Source organism: uncultured Agrobacterium sp. (genome assembly GCA_913777615.1).
Classification (GTDB): domain Bacteria; phylum Pseudomonadota; class Alphaproteobacteria; order Rhizobiales; family Rhizobiaceae; genus Agrobacterium.
The window spans coordinates 193,628-213,951 of sequence record CAJYTK010000021.1 but is presented as its reverse complement, the minus strand read 5'-3'; the positions used below and the strand labels follow the sequence as shown (position 1 = coordinate 213,951).

Genomic DNA, 20,324 nt, shown 5'->3' with positions numbered 1-20,324 from the left:
CAACTCCATTGGCAGACATCGGACTAAAGGCGCAGGCGCTTCCACTCGCGGTAAAACGGATTGCCGAACTGCAGCGTCAGATAACCGAACTTGTCTTGGCGATGACGGGAGAGAGGCTGAGGGAAATCGTGTTTGCCGCGGAAGTGAAAGCCTTCCTAGGGCTCGATGTAATTTGTCTGTCATCGAGCTATCGACCTACATGGGACGCGAAGCCCCTTAAAGGCTCGCAGCTCGTTCTTCGCAACACGCGAGCATCGTGCCGCGGCGTCAAAGCTCTGGTCGCTGCTGAGCAGCAGGCACGTCAGGAAATTCTCGAAAGAATGGAGATCGGCGCAAGGATCGATACAAGAGATGTCCCACGGGCTAGGAAACGGCTGGCCGACGCTACGTTGACGCCGGCTGAAGCAATGACGGCTGCCTCCTTCGAAGAGAAAGTCGCGTGGTTTGTGAGGAGCCAAAAAAGCGTTTTCGAACTACTGGCGAAAAGTCTACGCTTGCAGAGCCAGAGCTTCGCCAGCAGGCAGGAATTCTTCAGCTCGAATGTAACCTCGCCGTCAGCGACGCCAGGAATGATTTGGCTTCAACTACGCAGCGACACCAGCATCTGGCCCGTGTCCGCCTGCAGGCATTCTTGTTTACAGATCCTTGCACAGTCCATGTGTCGAAAGAGTGTAGTGTGCGAATAATGTTCTAGTATATTGTAAAAAACTGTAACGACTACCGCTGGGGGCAGAGTTGGCAAACGATATGTGGCTTCAATTGAATGGTGCGAAGCTCGGTATGTACACGTGGGATCTGTCTCGAAACAGCCTCGTTGGCGATGAGTACTACTCTTATCTCTACGGGTTTGATCCAGACAAACTTGCTGCTGGAATCGACATCGAGACCCTTTTGTCCAAAATCCTGCAAGAGGATAGAGAAATTGTCGCCGAGCGGACCCATGCCTCCATTCTTGATGGATTATTCGGCACAATATCCTTCAGGGTCACAAGACGATCAGGCCTATTAAGGCTCGGCGCCTTCGGCCGGTGTATCAAAGACGTGGACGGAACACCGAATTTTTTCACAGGCGCAGTCTTCGAGTTGGGGTCTGACAATCCGAGTTTCAGCTACCGCTCACCGACAAGCTTTCAATAATTTCGCTCTCTAGACAGCAGAAAGTGACACAGCGGCTCGCATCTGTCACGCAAGCAAGGATGTCCGCCTGCCGAGCTTCGCGCCCCTGTGTCACGCATTCTGATCAGTGTCCCGTGTTATGACGCGCGAGGATGATCTCCTTTATCGCGGAAGGAGTGTCATTCTGAGCGATTTCTGTTCCTAGGAATAGGGCCATCAAATTTCGACAAAGACGACCGAGCGGTCGGCGGTTTCCAAGAGCGTGTCAGCAACAGTGCCGTACGAAAGGTCAGTGCCTGCCCGCCTGTTGACCCCCAAAATGATCAGATTAAAGCGGCCTCTTCGAGCATGCTTAAGTATGGCCAACTCCGGTGATGCTTGCTGCGACGTGACCTTCTCCAATGGCAGACCGTAGAACTCTGCAATTTGGTCAAGTTGCTCGAACGCCGATTGCTGGACACCACTCGTGTCACTCACTCTTGACAGAGACGCTGCCTGTGCAGGATCCTTGAAATACACTGCAGCGATCGATCCGCCGGTAGCCTTTGCGATGACAAATGCAAACTCTGCTGCGTTCAGCGAACGCTCTGTCCCGCTGACAGGTACAAGTATACGCAGTTGAGTATCCGCTTCTGGAAGATGTCCTCGAGCCGAAACAATCGCCGTCGTCCCGCCGAATGCATCCACCATCGTTGTGTGACGACCACCGTACCCACCGCCCTCGGCAGTGCTCGGCTCAACGCCCACGAACATCATGTCATGGCCTTTGTCTGCAGTCTCCGACAGGATGTCGTCCAGTTCTCCGTCCTTTGCTCGGATCGTAACATGGACCTCGCCATCGGCCGAAGCTTGCTTGACGTCGTCCATTTGCAGGGCCGCATCAGCAGTGCTCTGCACGCGCTCGCTGACCTCTTTCGCGCGACTGTCCGGCATACGTCCCGCCAATTCGTCAGCTCGACCATCGCCGGGTTCGTCCAAGACATCCAGAACGGTAATTGGCATCTTGCGCACGGCAGCGAAATGTCCAGCGATGCGGGCAGCAAGATCGCTGCTGGCTGAATGGTCGACCGCAAGCAGGATACGCTCGAAATTGGACAGGAAGCTTTTTTCCTCGAAGGATTCAAGCCGCAGGCGATCCTCCTCATCTTCCCGCATCGGTAACCGCGCCAATGCCCACCGCAAGGTGGGTGGCATAGCCATCGTCGTTACGACTGCCATAGCAACAATCACGGAAAACAGACGTTCGTCGAGCACGCCGACCGATAGCCCTATGGAAGCGACAATAACTTCAGTTGATCCCCGGGCATTCATTCCGCACCCAAGCGCGATAGCTTCTGGATTGGAGAACCCACCCATTTTAGCACCGACAAAGGCACCACCGAATTTTCCAAGACTGGCGATCAGGATCAGTCCTACCGCCAGAAGCAATATAGATGGGTCAGCCAAGAGGCCGAGATCAGTATTCAGACCCGTCAGACCAAAGAAGACCGGCATGAACAGCGCGGTCGTCAATCCACGTAGCTGTCCTTCGATCTGGCGTGTCAGGATTGGGGATTGACCGACGAGAATGCCCGCGACAAATGCGCCCAAGACAGTGTGAACACCGATCAAATTGGTGATTATCGCCATGCCACCCATAATGGCGATAATCGCACTCAACACTGGCAGGTCACTTTTGAAGGTATCGTTGACCCATCGAATGATCTCAAAAACGATGCGCCGTCCGATCGTGAAGCTGAAGGCCATGAACGCGATCGTGCCAATGACGCTCTTTGCGAGGATTGCAACATCAACAACGCCACTCGTGGCCAGGCTGAAGGTCACAGCGATGATAACCCAGCCGATCGTGTCATCGATAATAGCAGAAGCGACAATCAACTGACCGACATTACGGCGCATGAAGTCCATCTCCCGCACCACAGACGCCACAATCTTCACCGAAGAGATCGACAGTGCGGTTCCAAGAAAGAGCGACGTGACCAATCGCGCGTCGGGATCAGGCAACAGACTTGCGGGGATGACCTCCCCCAAAGCAAAACCGAGTGCAAAAGGCACCACGATCCCAGAGAGCGAAACTCCAGCCGCCGCACGACGCAGCCGCAACGCCAGACCAAGGTCCGTTTCCATACCTGCGAGCAAAAGCAAGAACAAAATACCGAGTTGAGCAACGGCGTCTGCCATCGCCTTTTGCGCCTCGCCATCCGGAAACAGCGTCGACTGGGCTTCGGGAAACACAAGGCCAAATACTGAAGGACCTAGCAAGACACCGCCGATGATCTGGCCCATGATAGACGGCTGCCCAATGCGCACCATAGCCTCGCCGAGCAATCTCCCGACGACCACAAGTACAATGATCTGGATTAGAAATAAGGCCTCTGAGGGGCCGGGGGATTTTCCATCGGCGGCAAAGGCGGCGCCGCACGTCACTAACATCCCGACTGTCGGCAAGGCCCAAAGGCTAAGCCGGACAGAGTTCACTCTGATTTTCATGGATGGAGGCCCCGTACATTTCTGGCGATAAAACGGGCAAGCCATGCCAATGTTCCGTAGAGAAGACTGACGGCGCCTATGACCTTATTCGATCCGGCTATCCAAGCAGCCCCAAAGTCGTCTCTAATGGCTATGACGTAATAAACACCCTATCCGTTTTCGTCAGCTTTCCCGCAGCCTGTTCGCAAACAGAACAGGCAAGCGATGCTGCTTAGTGACTTCTTGTACTCCCTACCTATTCGCTCAGAAACCTTGCACCCCGTAAAGATGCTTCCTCGAGGGCTCGAATGATAGGTTGTGCTAAATGGTCGGCACAAAGCCGGACATGATCGTGTCCAGCGACATCGTAGCAAGCGGCTCCAGTCCCGAATATCTAGAACACTAGCGAGTGTCTGGATCGAGGGGCGCCATGTGTAGCCAAGCACGCGTCTAGCTTATCCTGCAACAACATCTTCGAAGCGGACAAATACCCAGACTGAGCAACAGAGCTCGATTTGAAGGTAAGCAACGCGATTTCGCGCAAGGCGATCCGTGAAAACAATGGCTGCCAAAGGATTCTGACAACGCGGCCGACGGTCTGATCGAATTCGTCAGAGGCGATGAGCAGGCCGTCCACAGCACTTCAAGCGTCCAAATCCACCTGGACAGATTTTAGAACAACGTCTCATTATCTGGCCATCGCGGCCCGACACCGATGCCTGTAGAAAGCCATGCTTCGCTGACCTCGAGAGAAGCGGCGATCGGCTCAAGGTACTCGCAGCCCGGCTCGCTTCGATCATTCTCCCAAGCGCTCCAAACGTCGCTTTCCACCCCAACCATCTTCGCAGCATTATCGATAGAGAGCGTAGATGCATCTCGCGCCAATGAGATGCGTCCCCCGAGCGTGTCAGTTTCGGTGAGCGCTCTATGATTGGTTTCTAGTGCCATCCCTGCCCCCGAAAATGATCCGGCCTCCTCGAATATCTTACGAGAAGGCCGGATTGCATCAGCTCTGTTCCCCAACCCAGGCCTTCACCTGATCTGGATGGTCCTTGATGTATTTTTCGATAGCTGCGTCGTAAGACGTCTCTTGGGCTGTGAACATCGCCGCTTCCAGGTCGTTAAGCGGCACCTTCATGCGCGAAAGAAAGTCGGCAGCCTTGGGGTTTTCTTGCCTGAATTTCTTCGATGCAAGGATATCGACATGCTCGGCCTGACCCAAGGATTCTTTCGGATCAGTAAGATAGCGGAGCTTGTACTTTCCAAACATCCAGTGCGGGCTCCAGGACGTAGCGACGAACCACTTTTCACCTCGCATCGCGCGGTCAACTGTCGTGAGCATGCCCGCTTCGCTGGAGATTTGCAGCTTGTACTGGTCGAGCGCATAATCCTTGACCGCCTGTTGCGAAAGGCGGGTCAAACCAGCACCCGGATCGATGCCCTGTATCGTGCCAGACAACTTCTTCTGAACCTCAGGCTTCTTCAGGTCCTCGATCGAAGAAATCTCTGCTTCAGGAATATAGGCAGGCACGACCCAACCGAGCTTCGCGCCGTCATAGACCGTGCCGAGCGTCTCTACCTTGTCTTTCACCTTTGCGAAGTAATCCGCATGAGTTGCCGGCAACCACGCCATCATCATTGCATCGATATCGCCTCGGCTGACGCCTTGGTAAAGCGGCGCGACATCCGTCTGAACGAGTTCCACATCCTGGCCGAGCTTCTCCTTGATCAGCTTGGCGGCGAGTTTGGTGACGAACTCAGCGTCGGACCACGGGGCAAAGCCAAGCTTCACAGTTTTCGCATCTTCAGCCATCGTTGGCGTTGCTGAGCCAAAAAGCACAGCGGCAGCAAAGCCAATGGCGCCACCAAGTGCAGCCCGGCGGGTCGAGGAAAGTGTCTTGAACATATGTTCTCCTTTTGGGAGGTTTGAATTTGCGGATTCAGCATCCGCATCGTTGGGCGGCGCGGTGCTCAGACAGTTGCCGGAGACAAGTGTTTGCGCTCGCTCTTTCTGTTGAAAAGCCCCGACCAAAAGGCAGCTTGAGGCTTTCCAAGGCTTTGTGTCAGGCGATCGAGGATCACCGCGAGAATCACGACAGCAAGACCGCCCTCAAAACCGGTGCCCACGTCCAGGCGCTGTATGCCGGTGAGAACCGTGTTCCCAATACCGCCTGCGCCAATCATGGATGCAATGACAACCATGGAAAGCGACAGCATGATCGTCTGGTTGATGCCCGCCATAATGGAGGGCATGGCGTTCGGCAGTTGGACCTTGAAGAGCAACTGCGAGGGCGTGCAGCCAAATGCGTTTCCAGCTTCTATGAACTCTACATGCACCTGGCGAATGCCTAGATTGGTGAGGCGGACCACCGGCGGCATAGCGAATATGACAGTTGCGATAGCGCCGGGTACTGCACCAAGTCCGAAAAACATCGCCGCAGGAATAAGATAGACGAATGCAGGCATGGTTTGCATCAGGTCGAGGACCGGTCGGATGATCGCAGCAACCGAATCCTTCCGCGCCATGGCGATCCCAAGCGGAAGACCGATGATCATAGCCATCAGCGTTGAAGCTATGACGAGTGATAGAGTCTCCATCATCGCGGTCCAAAGACCCATGTGGTCGACGAGCCAGAGCGCAAGTCCAGCCAAGACACCAAAAACTGCGCCGACCCGCCAAAATGACAGGATGACGAAGATGAGAATGCCCACTGGCATGGGAATGGCAGTGAGCGTGTCCTGGATGTTACTGGTCACGAACCCGATCAGAGTGGCGACGAAATCCAAGAGGGGTGAAAAATTGTCCAGAATGTAATTGACGACGGCATCGACGCCGTCCCCTATATCGAAATTCATAGTCAGACTCCGGTTGTTGGCCGGTTGGGGGAAATGCTGAAATCAGCTCGCGCGGTCGAGCGTTTCAAGCAGTGTCGATTTACTGATAGAGCCGAGGTAGCGCCTGGAGTTGTCGACAACGGGAACTGGCCATGGGCTCGCCGCTACGCGTCCCAGTACGTTCGACAATGGCTCGTCAGCCGAAATCGGTTCGATCTCGGATAGAAACGCCGCTCTATAGGGATCCGAATGTCCAGAACGCATATTCTCGACGAGCGTGGTTTGGCTGACAACGCCATGATAGGTTTTGTCGCGCCCCAGAATGATCGCATATTCGCGATCGAATGTCTTCATTCGCTCGAGTGCTGCGGCAGCGGTTACACCTTGTCGCTCGATGATCGTCACCTGTGTTTTTCGAGCGACGTCGCCAGCTTTGAAGACGTGACTCACGTCAACGTTCCTAAAGAAGGAGCGGACGTAGTCGTTTGCCGGGTTCATGACGATTTCGTCCGGCGTGCCGACCTGAACGACATCGCCGTTCTGCATGATGCATATCCGGTCACCGATGCGCATGGCTTCGTCGAGATCGTGACTGACAAAAACGATGGTTCGGCTGTGTTCGGCCTGAAGGCGGACCAGCTCATCCTGCATTTCCGTACGGATTAGAGGATCGAGAGCGGAAAATGCTTCGTCCATGAGCAGAATTGTGGGTTCACTGGCAAGTGCGCGAGCCAAGCCGACGCGCTGCTTCATTCCACCTGACAGCTGATCGGGCATGCTGTCTGCGTAACCGGCGAGACCAACAGCCTCGAGCGCCAGAAGCGCCTTTGCTTTACGTTCGTCTTCCCCCATACCGGCAACCTCAAGCCCGAAAGCGGCATTGTTGATAACGGTGCGGTTGGGCAGAAGAGCAAAGGACTGGAATACCATGCTGATATCGCGCCTACGCACCTCTATTAGGTCGCGGCGGGACATCTTCGTGATATCCTGGCCGTCGATCTTGATTGAACCCGCTGTGGGCTCGATCAGTCGGTTGAGCAGGCGTAGGAGGGTGGATTTGCCCGAGCCTGAGAGGCCCATGATGACGAAAATTTCGCCGGCTTGAATGTCAAAGCTTGCCTTGTTGACTCCGACCGAGCATCCGGTTGAAGAATGGATTTCAGATTTCGTCTTCCCGGCGCGAACCATATCCAGCGCCTTGTCGGTATCCTCACCGAAGATCTTGTAGACGTTATTGAGACTGATTTTGGTCGTAACCGGCGGAGCCAGTGCGTCATTTTCAGTTTGAGAATTCATATATTTTATTCAGCCCAGCATAGAGCAGGGGCGCTCTCCTTCTTACCGCAATTGCACCTGACACCCTCAGCGCTTAAGACGCGGGATATCGACAGGATAAAAGCTCGTTTGCGACATCACCGATAGCGCAAGCTTCAAAAACGCGGATCCAAATTCGTGATGACGACTTCGCACACGCACGATTTGGTCCGATAAAGACGCGGGATAGTGAGCATCAAACTCACTGATAGGCGCTACATAAGATAATTTTTTTCCAATGTCCATAAAAAAACCCTAAATATTTTTCGCGAAGTGAGTTTTCGCGAGCGTTTGAGAGGTCCTTTGGCAGAAGCACCAGTCTCGTCAGACTGACAAAAACCTCTTGATAGCAACCAACGGGTCGCGAGATTTGAGGGCTAACGCGGGAAGTGGGAATACGTCTATTTACGACATCGCACCATAGAATGAGGGAAGCGGAAAATGATTTAGAGTGGCATTGGCCCAACTGGCACTGCTTGGACGAAGCTGGGTAATGACGCCCACGGCTCTTCTATAAATACCAGATGTCACCAAAGGTCATATCCACACACGAGGCCTTATAGGTTCTTGTACAAGCTCGGGGAACGGGCAATGTATTTCCGTGGGTGGACCTTTTCTGAGCCCCCTCTAGACGTGACATTGCGTCACGCGACACTATGGGGGCTTGGGCTCATTTGACATGAGCTTAAGATGCTCGCCATCGACTCTGTGAAACTGCAGTGCCCGCCCGGAACATGGGGTCGCGTTGCAAAGTTCGAGGGTTTGCATGATGGAGTTACCATGACCTTCCTCGGCCTAGAAGCGGACATGCTGGCGCGGATACAGTTCGCGTTCACCGTCTCATTCCATTTTCTCTTTCCTGCCTTCTCGATAGGGACGGCGAGCTACTTGGCCGTTCTCAACGCGTTATGGCTGTGGAAGCGTGACGAAGCCTACCTGAAGCTCTTCGAGTACTGGAAGACCATCTTCGCAGTCACCTTCGCGATGGGTGTCGTGTCCGGAATCGTGATGAGCTATCAATTCGGGACGAATTGGTCCGCGTTTTCAGACAAGGCCGGACCGGTCATGGGACCGCTGATGGGTTACGAGGTCTTGACGGCGTTTTTCCTTGAAGCGGGCTTCCTCGGTATCGCGCTTTTCGGTCGCAAGCGCGTCGGGGACTCAGCACATATGGTGTCCGTCGCCATGGTCGCTTTAGGCACGCTGATCTCCGCTACGTGGATCACGTCAGCCAACAGTTGGATGCACACGCCCGCAGGTTTTAGCATCGATTCTAACGGCGTCTTTGTGCCCGAAAACTGGTGGAATATTATCTTCAACCCCTCCTTCCCCTACAGAATGACCCATACCGTGCTGGCGGCCTTCCTAACCACCGCTTTCGCCGTAGGCGCGGTCGGCGCTTGGCACCTGCTGAAGGACAATACGAACCGCCAGGCTCGCATCATGTTCTCGATGGCGATGTGGATGGCGGCAATCGTCACACCCGTTCAGATTTTCGTTGGTGACCTCCACGGTCTGAATACACTCGAACACCAGCCCGCAAAGATTGCAGCAATGGAGGGACATTACGAGACACATAAGGTAGGTGCCCCTCTCGTCCTTTTCGGCATACCGGACGACGAGGCAGAGACCACCCGCTATGCAATCGAGATTCCGAAGCTCGGCTCGCTGATCCTGACCCACGAACTTAACGGGGAGATCAAAGGCCTGAAGGAATGGCCCCGCGATCAGCGCCCTCCTGCACTCATGCCATTCATAACCTTCCGCGTCATGGTCGGCCTCGGCTTCCTTATGATCGGCGTTGGGCTGTGGTCGCTCTGGGCTCGATGGAAGGGTAGGCTGTATAGCACGCCGTGGCTCCATCGCATCGCTGTGCCCATGGGCGGTTCTGGTTTTATGGCCGTGCTTGCCGGCTGGTACACGACCGAGGTCGGTCGCCAGCCTTGGACGGTCTATGGACATCTGCGAACTGTCGACAGTCTGTCACCGGTTTCCGCCCTCGCGGTCGGGACCTCCCTGCTCATTTTCATCGGCGTCTATTTCGTGGTCTTCGGCGTCGGGGTCTACTACCTGCTGAAGCTTATGCGGCGGCCACCGACCCCGCTCGATATGGATCAGGAGCTCGACGCCGGCCCAATCCGAACTGCTGGTATTGCGCCCGGCGTAACGCAGGACCATCAGCCTGGAGGCCGCCATGGACATTGATCTTTCCTTTGTCTGGGCGGGGATCATTGCCTTCGCCGTGCTTGCCTATGTTGTGCTGGACGGTTTCGACCTCGGGATCGGGATCGTCTTCCCATTCTTCCGAAAGCGTCGCGACCGCGACATCATGACGAATTCGATTGCTCCGGTCTGGGACGGCAATGAGACATGGTTGGTGCTGGGCGGCGGTGGCCTCATGGCCGTGTTCCCGCTCGCCTACGCCATCATCATGCCAGCACTTTATATGCCGATCATATTGATGCTGGTCAGCCTTATCTTCCGAGGAGTCGCATTCGAGTTTCGATGGCGCACCCATGACGAATCGCATCTCTGGGATTTCGGCTTCTGGATAGGATCCTCGATCGCGGCCCTCATGCAGGGCATCTCCCTTGGCGCCTTGGTACAGGGCATCGTAGTTAATGGCAGGCAGTATGCGGGCGGCTGGTGGGACTGGCTGACGCCCTTTTCGATCCTGACAGGCGTCGCCGTTCTCACAGGCTACGCGCTGCTTGGCGTAACGTGGCTCAATCTGAAAACCTCCGGCGATATCCAGGCACGCTCGGCACTGCTCGCGCGTCCTCTGAGCGTCGCGCTCTTGGTGCTGATCGGAATCGTTTCTCTCTGGACACCGTTCATCAATCGGATTTACTTCGAACGGTGGTTTGGCTGGCCCACCGCGTTCTTCTCGTCATTAGTACCGCTGCTGCTAGCTGGTTGCGCTTTCTTGCTCTGGAACGGCCTTAACAGTGGGAAGCACCTGCAACCGTTCTTGGCAGCGCTCGGCGTCTTCGTGTTGAGCTTCGCCGGACTTGGGATCAGTTTTTATCCCTATATTATCCCCGGCGTCCTCACAATCAGGGAGGCCGCGGCTCCGGAGAGTTCACTGATGTTCCTCCTCGTGGGCGCCGTGGTACTCCTCCCCATGATCCTCGCCTACACGGCTTATGCGTATTGGGTCTTTCGCGGCAAAATCGACCCGGAGGAAGGATATCATTGATGAGCGATGGCCTTCGAAAGACAATGTGGTTCATCGTCCTGTGGCTCGCCGGCGTCGGGACGCTCGCCGCAATAGCAATTTTTATCCGCTGGTTTCTGAAATAGCTCAAGACTGGACAGAACGACCGCAGGAAAGTCGTCGGTTTGCAACGATCCGCGAACGGATCCGAAGGAACTTCGAGCGTCATCATGGGTTGAAATTCACGATATGAAACGAGGATTTGCCAATGAAGATGGAAGAGCTTTCTAAAAAGCTCAGCAAGATCGACTTCTGCATGTTCAACACGCACGATCCAGCTGGGCACATTAACAGCCGACCGATGAGCAATAATGGCGATGTGGAATATGACGGTGACTCATGGTTCTTCTCCTATGAAGACACCAAGAAGGTTCAAGAGATCGAGCAAGACGCGTCGGTCACTCTGACTTTTACCGCTCCACCAAGCATGCTCGGCAAGCCCGGAATTTTTATATCTGTGAACGGTCAGGCGAGGCTGATTCGAGACAAGGCACAATTCGAAGCTCACTGGTCGCGCGATCTAGACAGATGGTTTCCGCACGGCGCCGATACGCCACGAATCGTTCTGATCAAGGTATCGGCCGGCACCATCGAATTCTGGGATGGCGAGGAAAACGGAACAATCGAGCGAGCAAGCAGTGCCGCCATGAGAGGTGCAGTGTGAGTAGCGAGCAGACCGAGCACGAGAAGATTTGGAAAGAGTTTTCCGACGCCGTCAATATGACACCATCCGCGTTAGAGAAGTGGCTAAAGACTGAAGAAAGCAAGGAAGCTGGCTGGTCCGGAGACGGCAAGAGCGAAACCGTTGGTCATAAGTCTGGTCGTCGTATCGTGGAAATCAAGCACAAATCAAAATCGGAACTCACGGATGACGACTTTGCCCACATGAAGAAGGTCGTCGGCTATGTTCACCGTCACGTGGCCCAAGGCGGGCCCAAAGAAGATGTAGAGAATTCCACCTGGCGGCACTCGCTCATGAACTGGGGCCACGATCCACTCAAAGATTGATGTCATTGGGATGCGAAGGAGTCCGCTGTATTGGCAGCAGGCTCCTTACCCAAATGTGCGTTGAGATCAGTGTGCGTTACTGGGCTTCTGATTGCTTCCACGTCCCTCGCCGTTACCTCAGACGCTTCGTTCGTCCAGGCGTCACGCAGGAATGTCGCGAGCTCCGGCGAATGAAATTCCGCCCTCGTTGGTATGGCGCGCCAGGTGACCGCTGGCGCGTATCAGATGCAAGACCTGTCGCAAATTTGAAATCCGATCTGACTGCATAGCATCAGGCAAACTACACTCCCTGCCCGGAAAATACCGAAAAACTACTGGTTACCAAGCTCGGCGCGATCGAACCCGTTTCTCAATCCATAACCCATAGATTACGTGGCCATTCAGACGGGGCGGCATAGAAATCGTGTGCCATAACCCTAATTTATATATCTTATCAGTGTTAGCCTTGGTTCGGTTTCACAACTGCAGCTGCGTTTGTGGTCAGCCGGTATTCCGCCATTTTTTCGGGCGTGAGATAGTAGAGCTGATCGGGGGGAGTCTCCAGCGCATGAATCCACAAGCCAGCGCCAATACCCATTTCGTCGAGATGTCGCGCGACCCGTGCGGTGACGGCCTGAGCACTGGACATAGCTTGGTCTGGTGAAACAGGCTCGATGCCGCCATTGAAAACCTGATGCACGCCTATCACGGCGTCTTTTTCGGCTGTTCGCGTCACACCACCAGCAAAAACGATTGGGCAGGATGAGGCACAAAGCGCCCTCTCGTCGATCTTCGTACCGATTGCCTTTTGCCGGATCAGCTTGGACATCGCGATTGCATCATCGACCGAACCTCCCGGCGAGTTCAACGCGACAAATTTGATGTATTCGCCTCGGGCCTCAATCTCGTGGGCGAAACGTTCGGCTGCGCCCGGATCGATTGTTCCCTCGGCATAGAGCACTCCGCCCGAAATCAAATTGAACGTCATTGGTTTGCGAAGAACCGCCTCAGGGCTTGAGGGTTTAACCGGTGGAGCTCCGGGGGCATCTGGCGCAATCTTCGGCGGTAAAAAGGTGGGCACGTCCGGGACTGTTTCCACGCTTGGTCGGGCTGCTTCGACTTCGCTGATCTCTCTTATGTCAATTACCAAAAAGGTCGCCGCCGCTGCGAGCAGCAGATAGAAGGCGCCGCGCATAAGCATCCCATCGTTGATGTTCGTCATGGCCTTTAGCGCAGTTGCCGGCTTCATGCCGTGGGGCCTTTGCGCGGTGCTTTGTTAAGGCCGAGACTCGTGATGTTATTGACCTCGGCGTCGTCTTTGTCATCTCCGGCCTTGGCGAGAGCGTCTTCGATATCCTGCTCCTCTCTGGCTGACATGCCTTCTCCGGCGATCGCCTTTTGCATGGCGAGCGCCTGCATCAGCTCTGCCACTGTGATCCTCTCAGCAAGAGGCATCGTTTCCTCTTGCCTGCGGATCGCGCCGTTCACGACAGCAAGGATGAAAACCATGACCCCTGGCAACAGATCGATGGAAATAGCACCGGCCCATGCAGGAATGAAGTCTGACGCATAGCGCAGAACGGCTTCCGCCGATGAAAGCGGCACGAACCTCCGCTCCGCCACGGGTGAACGCGATAGAATTTCATCTGCGGCATCGGACAGCACCTTTGATTGTGCTGCAACGGAAGTGCGGATCGTTTCCATCACCCGATCTTGGCGCGATATGAGATCCTGTTCGCCACCATCCGGGATTGGAGCTATGAAGCCGAGCGACAGATCATCTGCCGCGCGGCGGATCGAGGGAGCGATAGAGGTTTGCTGGAGCGAGGTGATTACGCCGGTTAGAGCCACGGCTTCCGACGAAAACTTATCTGCCCGGGGTTCGACAATACCGGGTGCTGAGACGAGACCACGCATGGTCTCAAGGCGCTTCTGTCCTTCGTTGAACAAGCTGGTGACCTGCTCACGCGATGCATTAATGCCGTTTTCCAACTCGTTTAGTTGCGAAGACATCTGCGACAACAGCGAGACAACGCTACCGGAACCTGTCGTGCCCGTCAGCGCCCCAGACTGTTGCTCGGAGGACGCCAGCTGGGCGAAACGCTCCTTTGCGCGTTGAATGTCCGGCAGCAGGCTTTGTGCAGCCAGCGCGTTTTGGTGTGCCTGCTCCAGATCCGACGTGTAATCCTCGACCGTCTCTGCCAGATGCTGTTCGAGAGCTGCCGATCCTGCGAGCGCAGCAGCATTCAACCAGCTCGACATCGCCAGGATCATTACGCAGCCAACGGCCATCACCGCCAGCATTGCGGTGCGGCTGGAACGGCTGGTGACGTGCGGATAAAATCGCGCCATGTAGGTCCAAAACGCGTAGATTCCGACAGAAACTGAAGCGGAGTAGATGATGGCCGCGAAAAAGATCGCTGTTGGCGAGCCGTCGAGAATACTACGTACACCAAGATATGTGTAGACGCCGGAAGCGAGAGCAAGAACAGCAAGGGCAAAACGTGTCATCGTTTCGACCGCCGCCAGGCTCTCCTGCAAGCGATGCGATGCGCCAAGCGCCATAAATTTTTCTCCGGAAGAGGACTGTATTCCTTAACACGACCTTAAATGTCGGCGAATTCAAGGCTACTGCAGCCGCAGTATCAACGACACATCGTATCCGATTGACGCTGGGCGCATATCATGGTGCAAGTTTTATAGTTCGATACCAATACGCTCAGCTTTTGCCTTCGCTAGCGTCGGCAAGACTAAGCTGAATGACTTTACTGGCATGTTGTTGAGGTTGGACCTGCCCGCAGAGAGAGTATCCGTCTCGTCAAGGCGCTTCCTGTCTTAAAGCGCCTGGAAGGCTGAGCCCTATAAGCACGTATTGTACTGGCAACGGAACAAGTCGCGGTGAACTTTGTTCGCGCTGACGGTCGAATTGCCAATGAAAGAAATGCCGATGGACGTGAGCGCGACGAAACGCCGGGAAAAAAGGGCCGCTGCGCCCACAATAGAGCTTGAAGCAGGCAGAGTTTTGAAGGCACCGCCCGCTTTCATAGCGACCAGGCTTGCAGAATGGCTCGGCAGATCGGACAAGCCGATATGTTATATTGCAAGGAATGAGGAAGAGGCAGACGGCATCGCGCAGACGATTAGCGCGCTTTTTCCGGCGATAGATCACGTCGTTCTCCCGCCTTGGGACTGCCCGCCGTATGATCGTGCGCCGCCCTCGCGACATTCCATGGGACGACGAATGGACGCGTTGAGGCTCTGGACCAATGAGACATCCGCCCAACGATTGCTTCTGACATCTTTGGAGGCATTGCTTCAACGTGTTCCGCCATTACACGTGATCGCGCACGCGCACTTTGAGCTGGCAGTTGGAAAGACGTTGGATCGCGACGCATTCGTCGATTTTGCCGTGCGTCATGGATATTCCGAAGAAGGCGTTGCGGACGATCCCGGAGAATTCGCTCTTCATGAGGACGTAATCGATGTTTATCCTGCTGGCGCCCCTGGTCCACTGCGAATTGTGCTTGGCGAGAATAACGAAGTGTTGGAGCTGCACGGCTTTGACCGCATATCTCAACGGACAGAAAGTTCTTTGGAAAACGTGTCGATCGGCCCTGCATCGGAAGTTGTTTGGGCCACCGAGAATTGCGAAGATACTGGCCTGTCGGCTCGCAACATCGAGCATTTGCTGCTGAGCCACTACGATGTCATGGCAAGTGTGTTCGATCTCATTGGCGACGCAGACCTGATCCTGGGCCAAGACATGCATACGAGGATCGAACGGTGTTTGGAGATAATTGCAGACGCTTATCAGGGCAGTGCAGACCTCGACGAAACTAACACCTCGCCGCGGCGCTCGCTCTACCTCAGTCGCGAAGAATGGGATCAGGAGGTAGACCGTTTCAAAACACAGACCTTGGACCTCGAAGGGGGCAGCGGCCTGCCGGTACGGACGTATGAGGCTAACTATGGAAGGTTGGCTACAAAATTTGCACGGGAGGCATTGCAGCAGGAGAAGAAAGTTCTGGTTGCTGGTGAAGGAAAGAGCGCAGAAGCTTTTTATCGGCGATTGGGGAATGCCGCAAAATTCAAGACCGATTCTTTCGTTCAGTGGAGCGATTTGTTGGGAGCCAAGCCGGGTAGCCTGCTCAAAAGCAGCTGTTCGCTACAAGAGGGATTTTGCGATCAATCGCTTAACATCGTCGTCATTGCAGCGCCCAGCGGATCGCCTGCCGAAAATCCCAACGAGTTGCTATCGGAGCCCGAGCTTCGGATCGGCGACGTTGTCGTTCATGAAGACCACGGTATTGGGGTCCTTAAGGAGCTAGAGACCATCATCGTCGAGGATGTACCACGCGACGCCGCTCGACTGGAGTATCGCGATGGTGATTCAATCCTCGTGCCCATGCAGGAGTTCGACAAGCTCTGGCGTTACGGTTCCGAGCCCGACGCGGTGTCTCTCGATCGCCTTCATACCGAGGCTTGGAGCAAAAGACGCCAGAAGATCGCCGAGGATATCGCTTCCACTGCGCGCCATCTCTCCAAGGTTGCAAAAGAGAGGCGGGAATTAGAAGCGGAAAAGTTCGTCCCTCCACGTGCGCAATTCACGGCCTTCACCCGTCGCTTCCGCTTTGTCGAAACCGGCGATCAAGCCAGCGCAATCCGTGACGTCCTTTCTGATTTCGGGTCAGGACGCGTCACGAACCGTCTTGTTTGCGGAGACGTCGGCTTCGGAAAAACAGAGGTGGCTTTACGAGCAGCAGCCGCTGTGGCTCTCTGCGGCGCGCAGGTTGTCGTTATCGCTCCCACCACCGTGCTGGCACGCCAGCATTTTCACACGTTCGAGCAACGCTTTAGGGGTACAGGCATTTCGGTCGGCATGCTGTCTCGCCTTCTTAAGCCTGCTGAAGCCAAGCAAACGAAAGCGGCTCTGGCGGAAGGGAAGCTGGGCGTGATCGTGGCGACACAGGCGATCTTTGCGAAGGATGTACGATTTGCCAAGCTTGGTTTGCTGATTGTGGACGAAGAGCATCGTTTCGGCCTGAGGGAAAAGAGAGCCATGACGAAGCTCGCGCCTTCGCTTCACACCCTGATGATGTCGGCAACACCAATTCCGCGCACTCTCCAGTCGGCAATGGTCGGCGTTCAGGAGGTCAGCCTTCTCACAACAGCGCCATCGAAAAGGCGAGCAGTGCGAACCTCTATCACTGCGGTCGATAATGCCTCAATTAGAGCGGGACTGATGAGGGAACACCGCCGCGGCGGGCAAAGTTTTGTCGTCGTGCCTCGGATCGAGGACATAGATGCGATCCAACGACTGCTTGAGACCACTGTTCCGGAGCTGTCGGTCAAAGTAGCACACGGAAAGATGCCTGCAGCGCTAATAGATGAGACCGTTGTCAGCTTTGCAGCAGGTGACGGGGACATACTACTCGCGACGAATATTATTGAAAACGGGCTCGATATACCACGAGCCAACACGATGTTCATATTTAACCCGGAGCGTTTCGGACTTGCACAACTCCATCAACTGCGTGGCCGCGTTGGTCGTTCAGGTGCGCAAGGCCACGTCACTCTTTTGACGGATGAGCATGCGGAGTTGGACGACGATACGTCCTCCAGACTTACCGCCCTTATTGAAGGTGACCGGCTTGGGTCCGGCTTGGCGATCAGCCTGCGCGATCTTGATCTGCGTGGCGGCGGCGACATGGCCGGCGATGATCAGGCCGGTCATATGAGGGTGCTCGGTGTCGGATTTTATCAGAAGCTCTTGGCCGCTGCGGTCGCAGACCTCACCAAGCGCCCTCCCCCTTTTCTTCAACGAACGGTTCTACAACTCGACGCGTCAGGAACAATACCGGAAGCATATGTGGCGGATCCGGCGACGAGGCTTAATCTTTATGCAAAGCTTTCTCGAGCGTCTGATCTGAGCGCAGTAGACGATCTTGAAGCAGAGTTCGAAGATCGCTTCGGTGAACCACCGCCACAGGTCCTGCTTCTACTACGCACGACTCGGCTTCAGCTTACCGCAGCACGGCTGGGCTTCTCGAGGCTTGAAGCTGGTCCGAAGGCACTGGCCTTGAGCGTCACTGCAAAAGCGCCAGCCAAGGCCATCGCGCTTTTGGTGAAAGAGTTCGCCGGTCGCCGCACCGATGACCGAATTATCTTCGAGATTGCTAGTCACAATAGTGATGAACGATTGAAGTATTTCGAAGATTTTCTCTCGCAAGCGGGAAAAGCTCTACGCCAACGGCCCGAAAATCGAACACGACTTTCCAGAAAGCACGTTGCGTAGTTTAAAGAAGATGGAGCACCGTTTGTGCATCTCTTAAAACGCACAAAGGATGCTCCAGCAGAAACGAAAAGGCGATCACTCTCCTCCCAAGCCGCTTTATATCTCGGGCGCAGAACTGGAGTATCCACACCAGACACCGCGCTATGATCGAAGAACTGCGATTTTTTAGCTTCAAGCGCCTGCCAGGCAATCGATAGTGATCGTAGTGATACCGCTCACAAACTTCCCAGTGCGTTTTTGTTCAGGAGCTTTGCCACCCAGTCCACGAATACGCGAACCTTGTTCGTGACGTGGCGCGTCTGTGGATAGACGATGTAGATCGGCATGGCTTCGCTTTTCCATTCCGGCAACACGCGAACCAACTGCCCCTGCCTCATTTCCTCTCGGATCGCGAATGGCACCAATTGCCCGATTCCCATTCCGGCAAAAACGGCATGCTGATAAGTGCGCGCATCATTCGCCGAGACAATGTAGCGCGGATTTATTTCGACTGAACGGATACCATTGTCGAAGGCCATGCTCATGACTTGGCCCGCATTGGCATTCAGATATCCGACACAGTGATGGTCGACCTCAAGATCTTCTGGCGCCTGGGGCATGCCGAAGCGTTCGATGTAAGCAGGCGAAGCGACCGTGAGGAAACTGAGTTCGGAAACCTTCCTGGCAATAAGCGACTGATCGCGCAGTGTTCCCACGCGCAAGGCACAATCAACATTTTCTGCTATGTAGTCCACCAAGCGGTCTCCGACCCCGATATCGAGCCTGATTTGCGGGAAGCGCTGATGGAAATCACACAGGTTGGGAATAATGATCTCATCTGCAAACATTCCAGACATTTCAACACGCAGGCGACCCGAAGGTTGTACGTTGGCGTTTGAGACACTGCCATCCAGTTCGTCGATCTCCGCCAATATCTGAGTGGCTCTCTCATAGTAGAGAGCGCCGTCAGTCGTCACCATCACGCGCCGCGTCGTGCGGTTCAGCAAGGTAGTGCGCAGATGTGCTTCAAGCCCTTGGACCATATTCGTCACGGTGGTCTTCGGAATATTGAGAGCATTGGCTGCCTTGGTGAAGTTTCCCGTCTCCACCACCCTCGCAAATACGCGCATCGCCGCCAACTGATCCATGTCATCCCCACAGATTATCCACGAATTTGGAATAGTGTTTTCGATTTTGCGCGCTTGCGCGACTTACGCCGAACAATATATCAATATTTGAAATCACTACAAGAGAGGAAGCGATCTCCTCTGAGGGATGAAAGATGGACAGCCGGTGGCACACGATCGAGATAAGCTGCACAGCGAGCCCGCCTGTCTCCGTGCGCGTGTACAGTGCTGAGGGGAAAGCTCGTACGCCTCCGTTGGTCCTTTATCTAAGGGGCGGCTCTTTCCTTGAAGATAAGGCCGAGCCAGCGGAACTGCCTGTTGCAAAGGCGCTGGCCAGTAGCGGTGCCGTCGTTATCGAGGCGGACTATAGCACTGGCTCGTCCAATGAGTTCCCAGCGGTGATCGATCGTGCTTTTGTAGCGCTTGATTGCTTAAGCAACAGCCGAAAGCAGTATGGCAGCGCCAAATCTCTGCTGTTCGTTGCGGGCGAAGAAGCAGGTGGCAATGTTGCTGCAGGGTTGGCGTTAAAGGCGCGGGATCGTATGCCGGGAAAACTCGCTGGGCAAATCCTTCTGTCGCCGATGATCGATCCGCTTATGGCATCGATATCGATGAGAGATGCAGACAGGATCGGCATGCGGCAACGCTGGGCAGAAGGCTGGAGCCGATATTTGGCCAAGGCCTGTGGGGCGGCGCATCCCTACGCGGCACCATGTCTGTGTACGAGGCTGGACCGTGTGGCTCCAGCCATGATTTTTACCGCAGAAGATGATCCTTTGCGTGACGAGACTATCAATTATGCCAGTCGGCTGCGCGATGCAGGAATAGTTGTCAGGCTGCATGTTTTCCCCTCCGGTTCCGGCTGGACGGGGCTTTATCGATGTGAAGGTGGCAAATGGCTTTCGGCGGTTTGCGATGAATTTTCGGGGTTTGTTCAAGACCTCAAGCATTAGCATTAAAGACAATCACTGATCGGCTTCCTTAT

At 54.9% G+C, this 20,324-nt stretch carries 16 protein-coding genes; 9 read left to right on the top strand and 7 right to left on the bottom strand.

The annotated features are described in order from the left end of the window. Positions 1 to 8 precede the first annotated feature (8 nt). A complete protein-coding gene (locus QZ862_RS19325) occupies positions 9 to 686 on the top strand; it encodes a hypothetical protein (RefSeq protein WP_296101413.1) in 678 nt (225 codons plus the stop codon). Between the two features lie 49 nt (positions 687 to 735). Further along, positions 736 to 1,137, top strand: coding sequence for a hypothetical protein (locus QZ862_RS19320; RefSeq protein WP_296081651.1), 402 nt, complete (start codon positions 736 to 738; stop codon positions 1,135 to 1,137). 195 nt (positions 1,138 to 1,332) lie between these two features. Here QZ862_RS19320 and QZ862_RS19315 read toward each other — a convergent pair whose 3' ends face one another. From QZ862_RS19315 to proV, 4 genes are all read right to left on the bottom strand, one after another. Further along, entirely contained in the window at positions 1,333 to 3,606 is a 2,274-nt protein-coding gene (locus tag QZ862_RS19315; RefSeq protein WP_296101448.1) for a cation:proton antiporter, read from the bottom strand. A gap of 985 nt (positions 3,607 to 4,591) precedes the next feature. Further along, entirely contained in the window at positions 4,592 to 5,491 is a 900-nt protein-coding gene (locus tag QZ862_RS19310) for a glycine betaine ABC transporter substrate-binding protein (protein ID WP_296081649.1), read from the bottom strand. Between the two features lie 65 nt (positions 5,492 to 5,556). Then, positions 5,557 to 6,447, bottom strand: coding sequence for a proline/glycine betaine ABC transporter permease (locus tag QZ862_RS19305; RefSeq protein ID WP_296038726.1), 891 nt, complete (start codon positions 6,445 to 6,447; stop codon positions 5,557 to 5,559). 36 nt (positions 6,448 to 6,483) lie between these two features. Next, entirely contained in the window at positions 6,484 to 7,716 is a 1,233-nt protein-coding gene (proV, locus tag QZ862_RS19300; protein WP_296101412.1) for a glycine betaine/L-proline ABC transporter ATP-binding protein ProV, read from the bottom strand. 798 nt (positions 7,717 to 8,514) lie between these two features. On the opposite strand from proV, the gene QZ862_RS19295 reads away from it, so the two are divergent. From QZ862_RS19295 to QZ862_RS19275, 5 genes are all read left to right on the top strand, one after another. Further along, entirely contained in the window at positions 8,515 to 9,939 is a 1,425-nt protein-coding gene (locus QZ862_RS19295) for a cytochrome ubiquinol oxidase subunit I (RefSeq protein WP_296101411.1), read from the top strand. Beyond that, positions 9,929 to 10,933 (top strand): cytochrome d ubiquinol oxidase subunit II, encoded by a 1,005-nt coding sequence (gene cydB / locus QZ862_RS19290; RefSeq protein ID WP_296101410.1) that lies wholly within the window; start codon positions 9,929 to 9,931, stop codon positions 10,931 to 10,933. Before QZ862_RS19295 ends, cydB begins: the two co-directional genes overlap by 11 nt. Continuing rightward, positions 10,933 to 11,037: a DUF2474 domain-containing protein gene (locus tag QZ862_RS19285; RefSeq protein WP_296101409.1), complete on the top strand. Its 105-nt coding sequence runs from the start codon at positions 10,933 to 10,935 to the stop codon at positions 11,035 to 11,037. The genes cydB and QZ862_RS19285 overlap by 1 nt, the downstream gene beginning before the upstream one ends. A gap of 122 nt (positions 11,038 to 11,159) precedes the next feature. Continuing rightward, a complete protein-coding gene (locus tag QZ862_RS19280) occupies positions 11,160 to 11,615 on the top strand; it encodes a pyridoxamine 5'-phosphate oxidase family protein (RefSeq protein ID WP_296101408.1) in 456 nt (151 codons plus the stop codon). Next, complete coding sequence (locus QZ862_RS19275) at positions 11,612 to 11,959, top strand: DUF3140 domain-containing protein (RefSeq protein WP_296101407.1); 348 nt, start codon at positions 11,612 to 11,614, stop codon at positions 11,957 to 11,959. Before QZ862_RS19280 ends, QZ862_RS19275 begins: the two co-directional genes overlap by 4 nt. Before the next feature lie 439 nt (positions 11,960 to 12,398). Here the strand turns inward: QZ862_RS19275 and QZ862_RS19270 are convergent, their stop codons facing one another. Together QZ862_RS19270 and QZ862_RS19265 are read right to left on the bottom strand one after the other, a co-directional pair. Then, entirely contained in the window at positions 12,399 to 13,187 is a 789-nt protein-coding gene (locus QZ862_RS19270) for a hypothetical protein (protein ID WP_296101405.1), read from the bottom strand. Further along, positions 13,184 to 14,503, bottom strand: a complete 1,320-nt coding sequence (locus QZ862_RS19265) for a hypothetical protein (RefSeq protein ID WP_296081626.1) — start codon at positions 14,501 to 14,503, stop codon at positions 13,184 to 13,186. The genes QZ862_RS19270 and QZ862_RS19265 overlap by 4 nt, the downstream gene beginning before the upstream one ends. A 457-nt stretch (positions 14,504 to 14,960) precedes the next feature. Here QZ862_RS19265 and QZ862_RS19260 point away from each other — a divergent pair, with 457 nt between their 5' ends. Further along, complete coding sequence (locus tag QZ862_RS19260) at positions 14,961 to 18,233, top strand: DEAD/DEAH box helicase (protein ID WP_296101447.1); 3,273 nt, start codon at positions 14,961 to 14,963, stop codon at positions 18,231 to 18,233. A 215-nt stretch (positions 18,234 to 18,448) separates the two neighbouring features. On the opposite strand, the gene QZ862_RS19255 is transcribed toward QZ862_RS19260, so the two are convergent. Beyond that, the gene (locus QZ862_RS19255) at positions 18,449 to 19,360 is read right to left on the bottom strand and encodes a LysR family transcriptional regulator (RefSeq protein WP_296038660.1); all 912 of its coding nucleotides are present in this window, start codon (positions 19,358 to 19,360) and stop codon (positions 18,449 to 18,451) included. 134 nt (positions 19,361 to 19,494) lie between these two features. Between QZ862_RS19255 and QZ862_RS19250 the strand changes: the two genes are divergently transcribed. Further along, a complete protein-coding gene (locus QZ862_RS19250) occupies positions 19,495 to 20,292 on the top strand; it encodes an alpha/beta hydrolase (RefSeq protein WP_296101404.1) in 798 nt (265 codons plus the stop codon). The last annotated feature ends 32 nt before the right edge of the window (positions 20,293 to 20,324 follow it).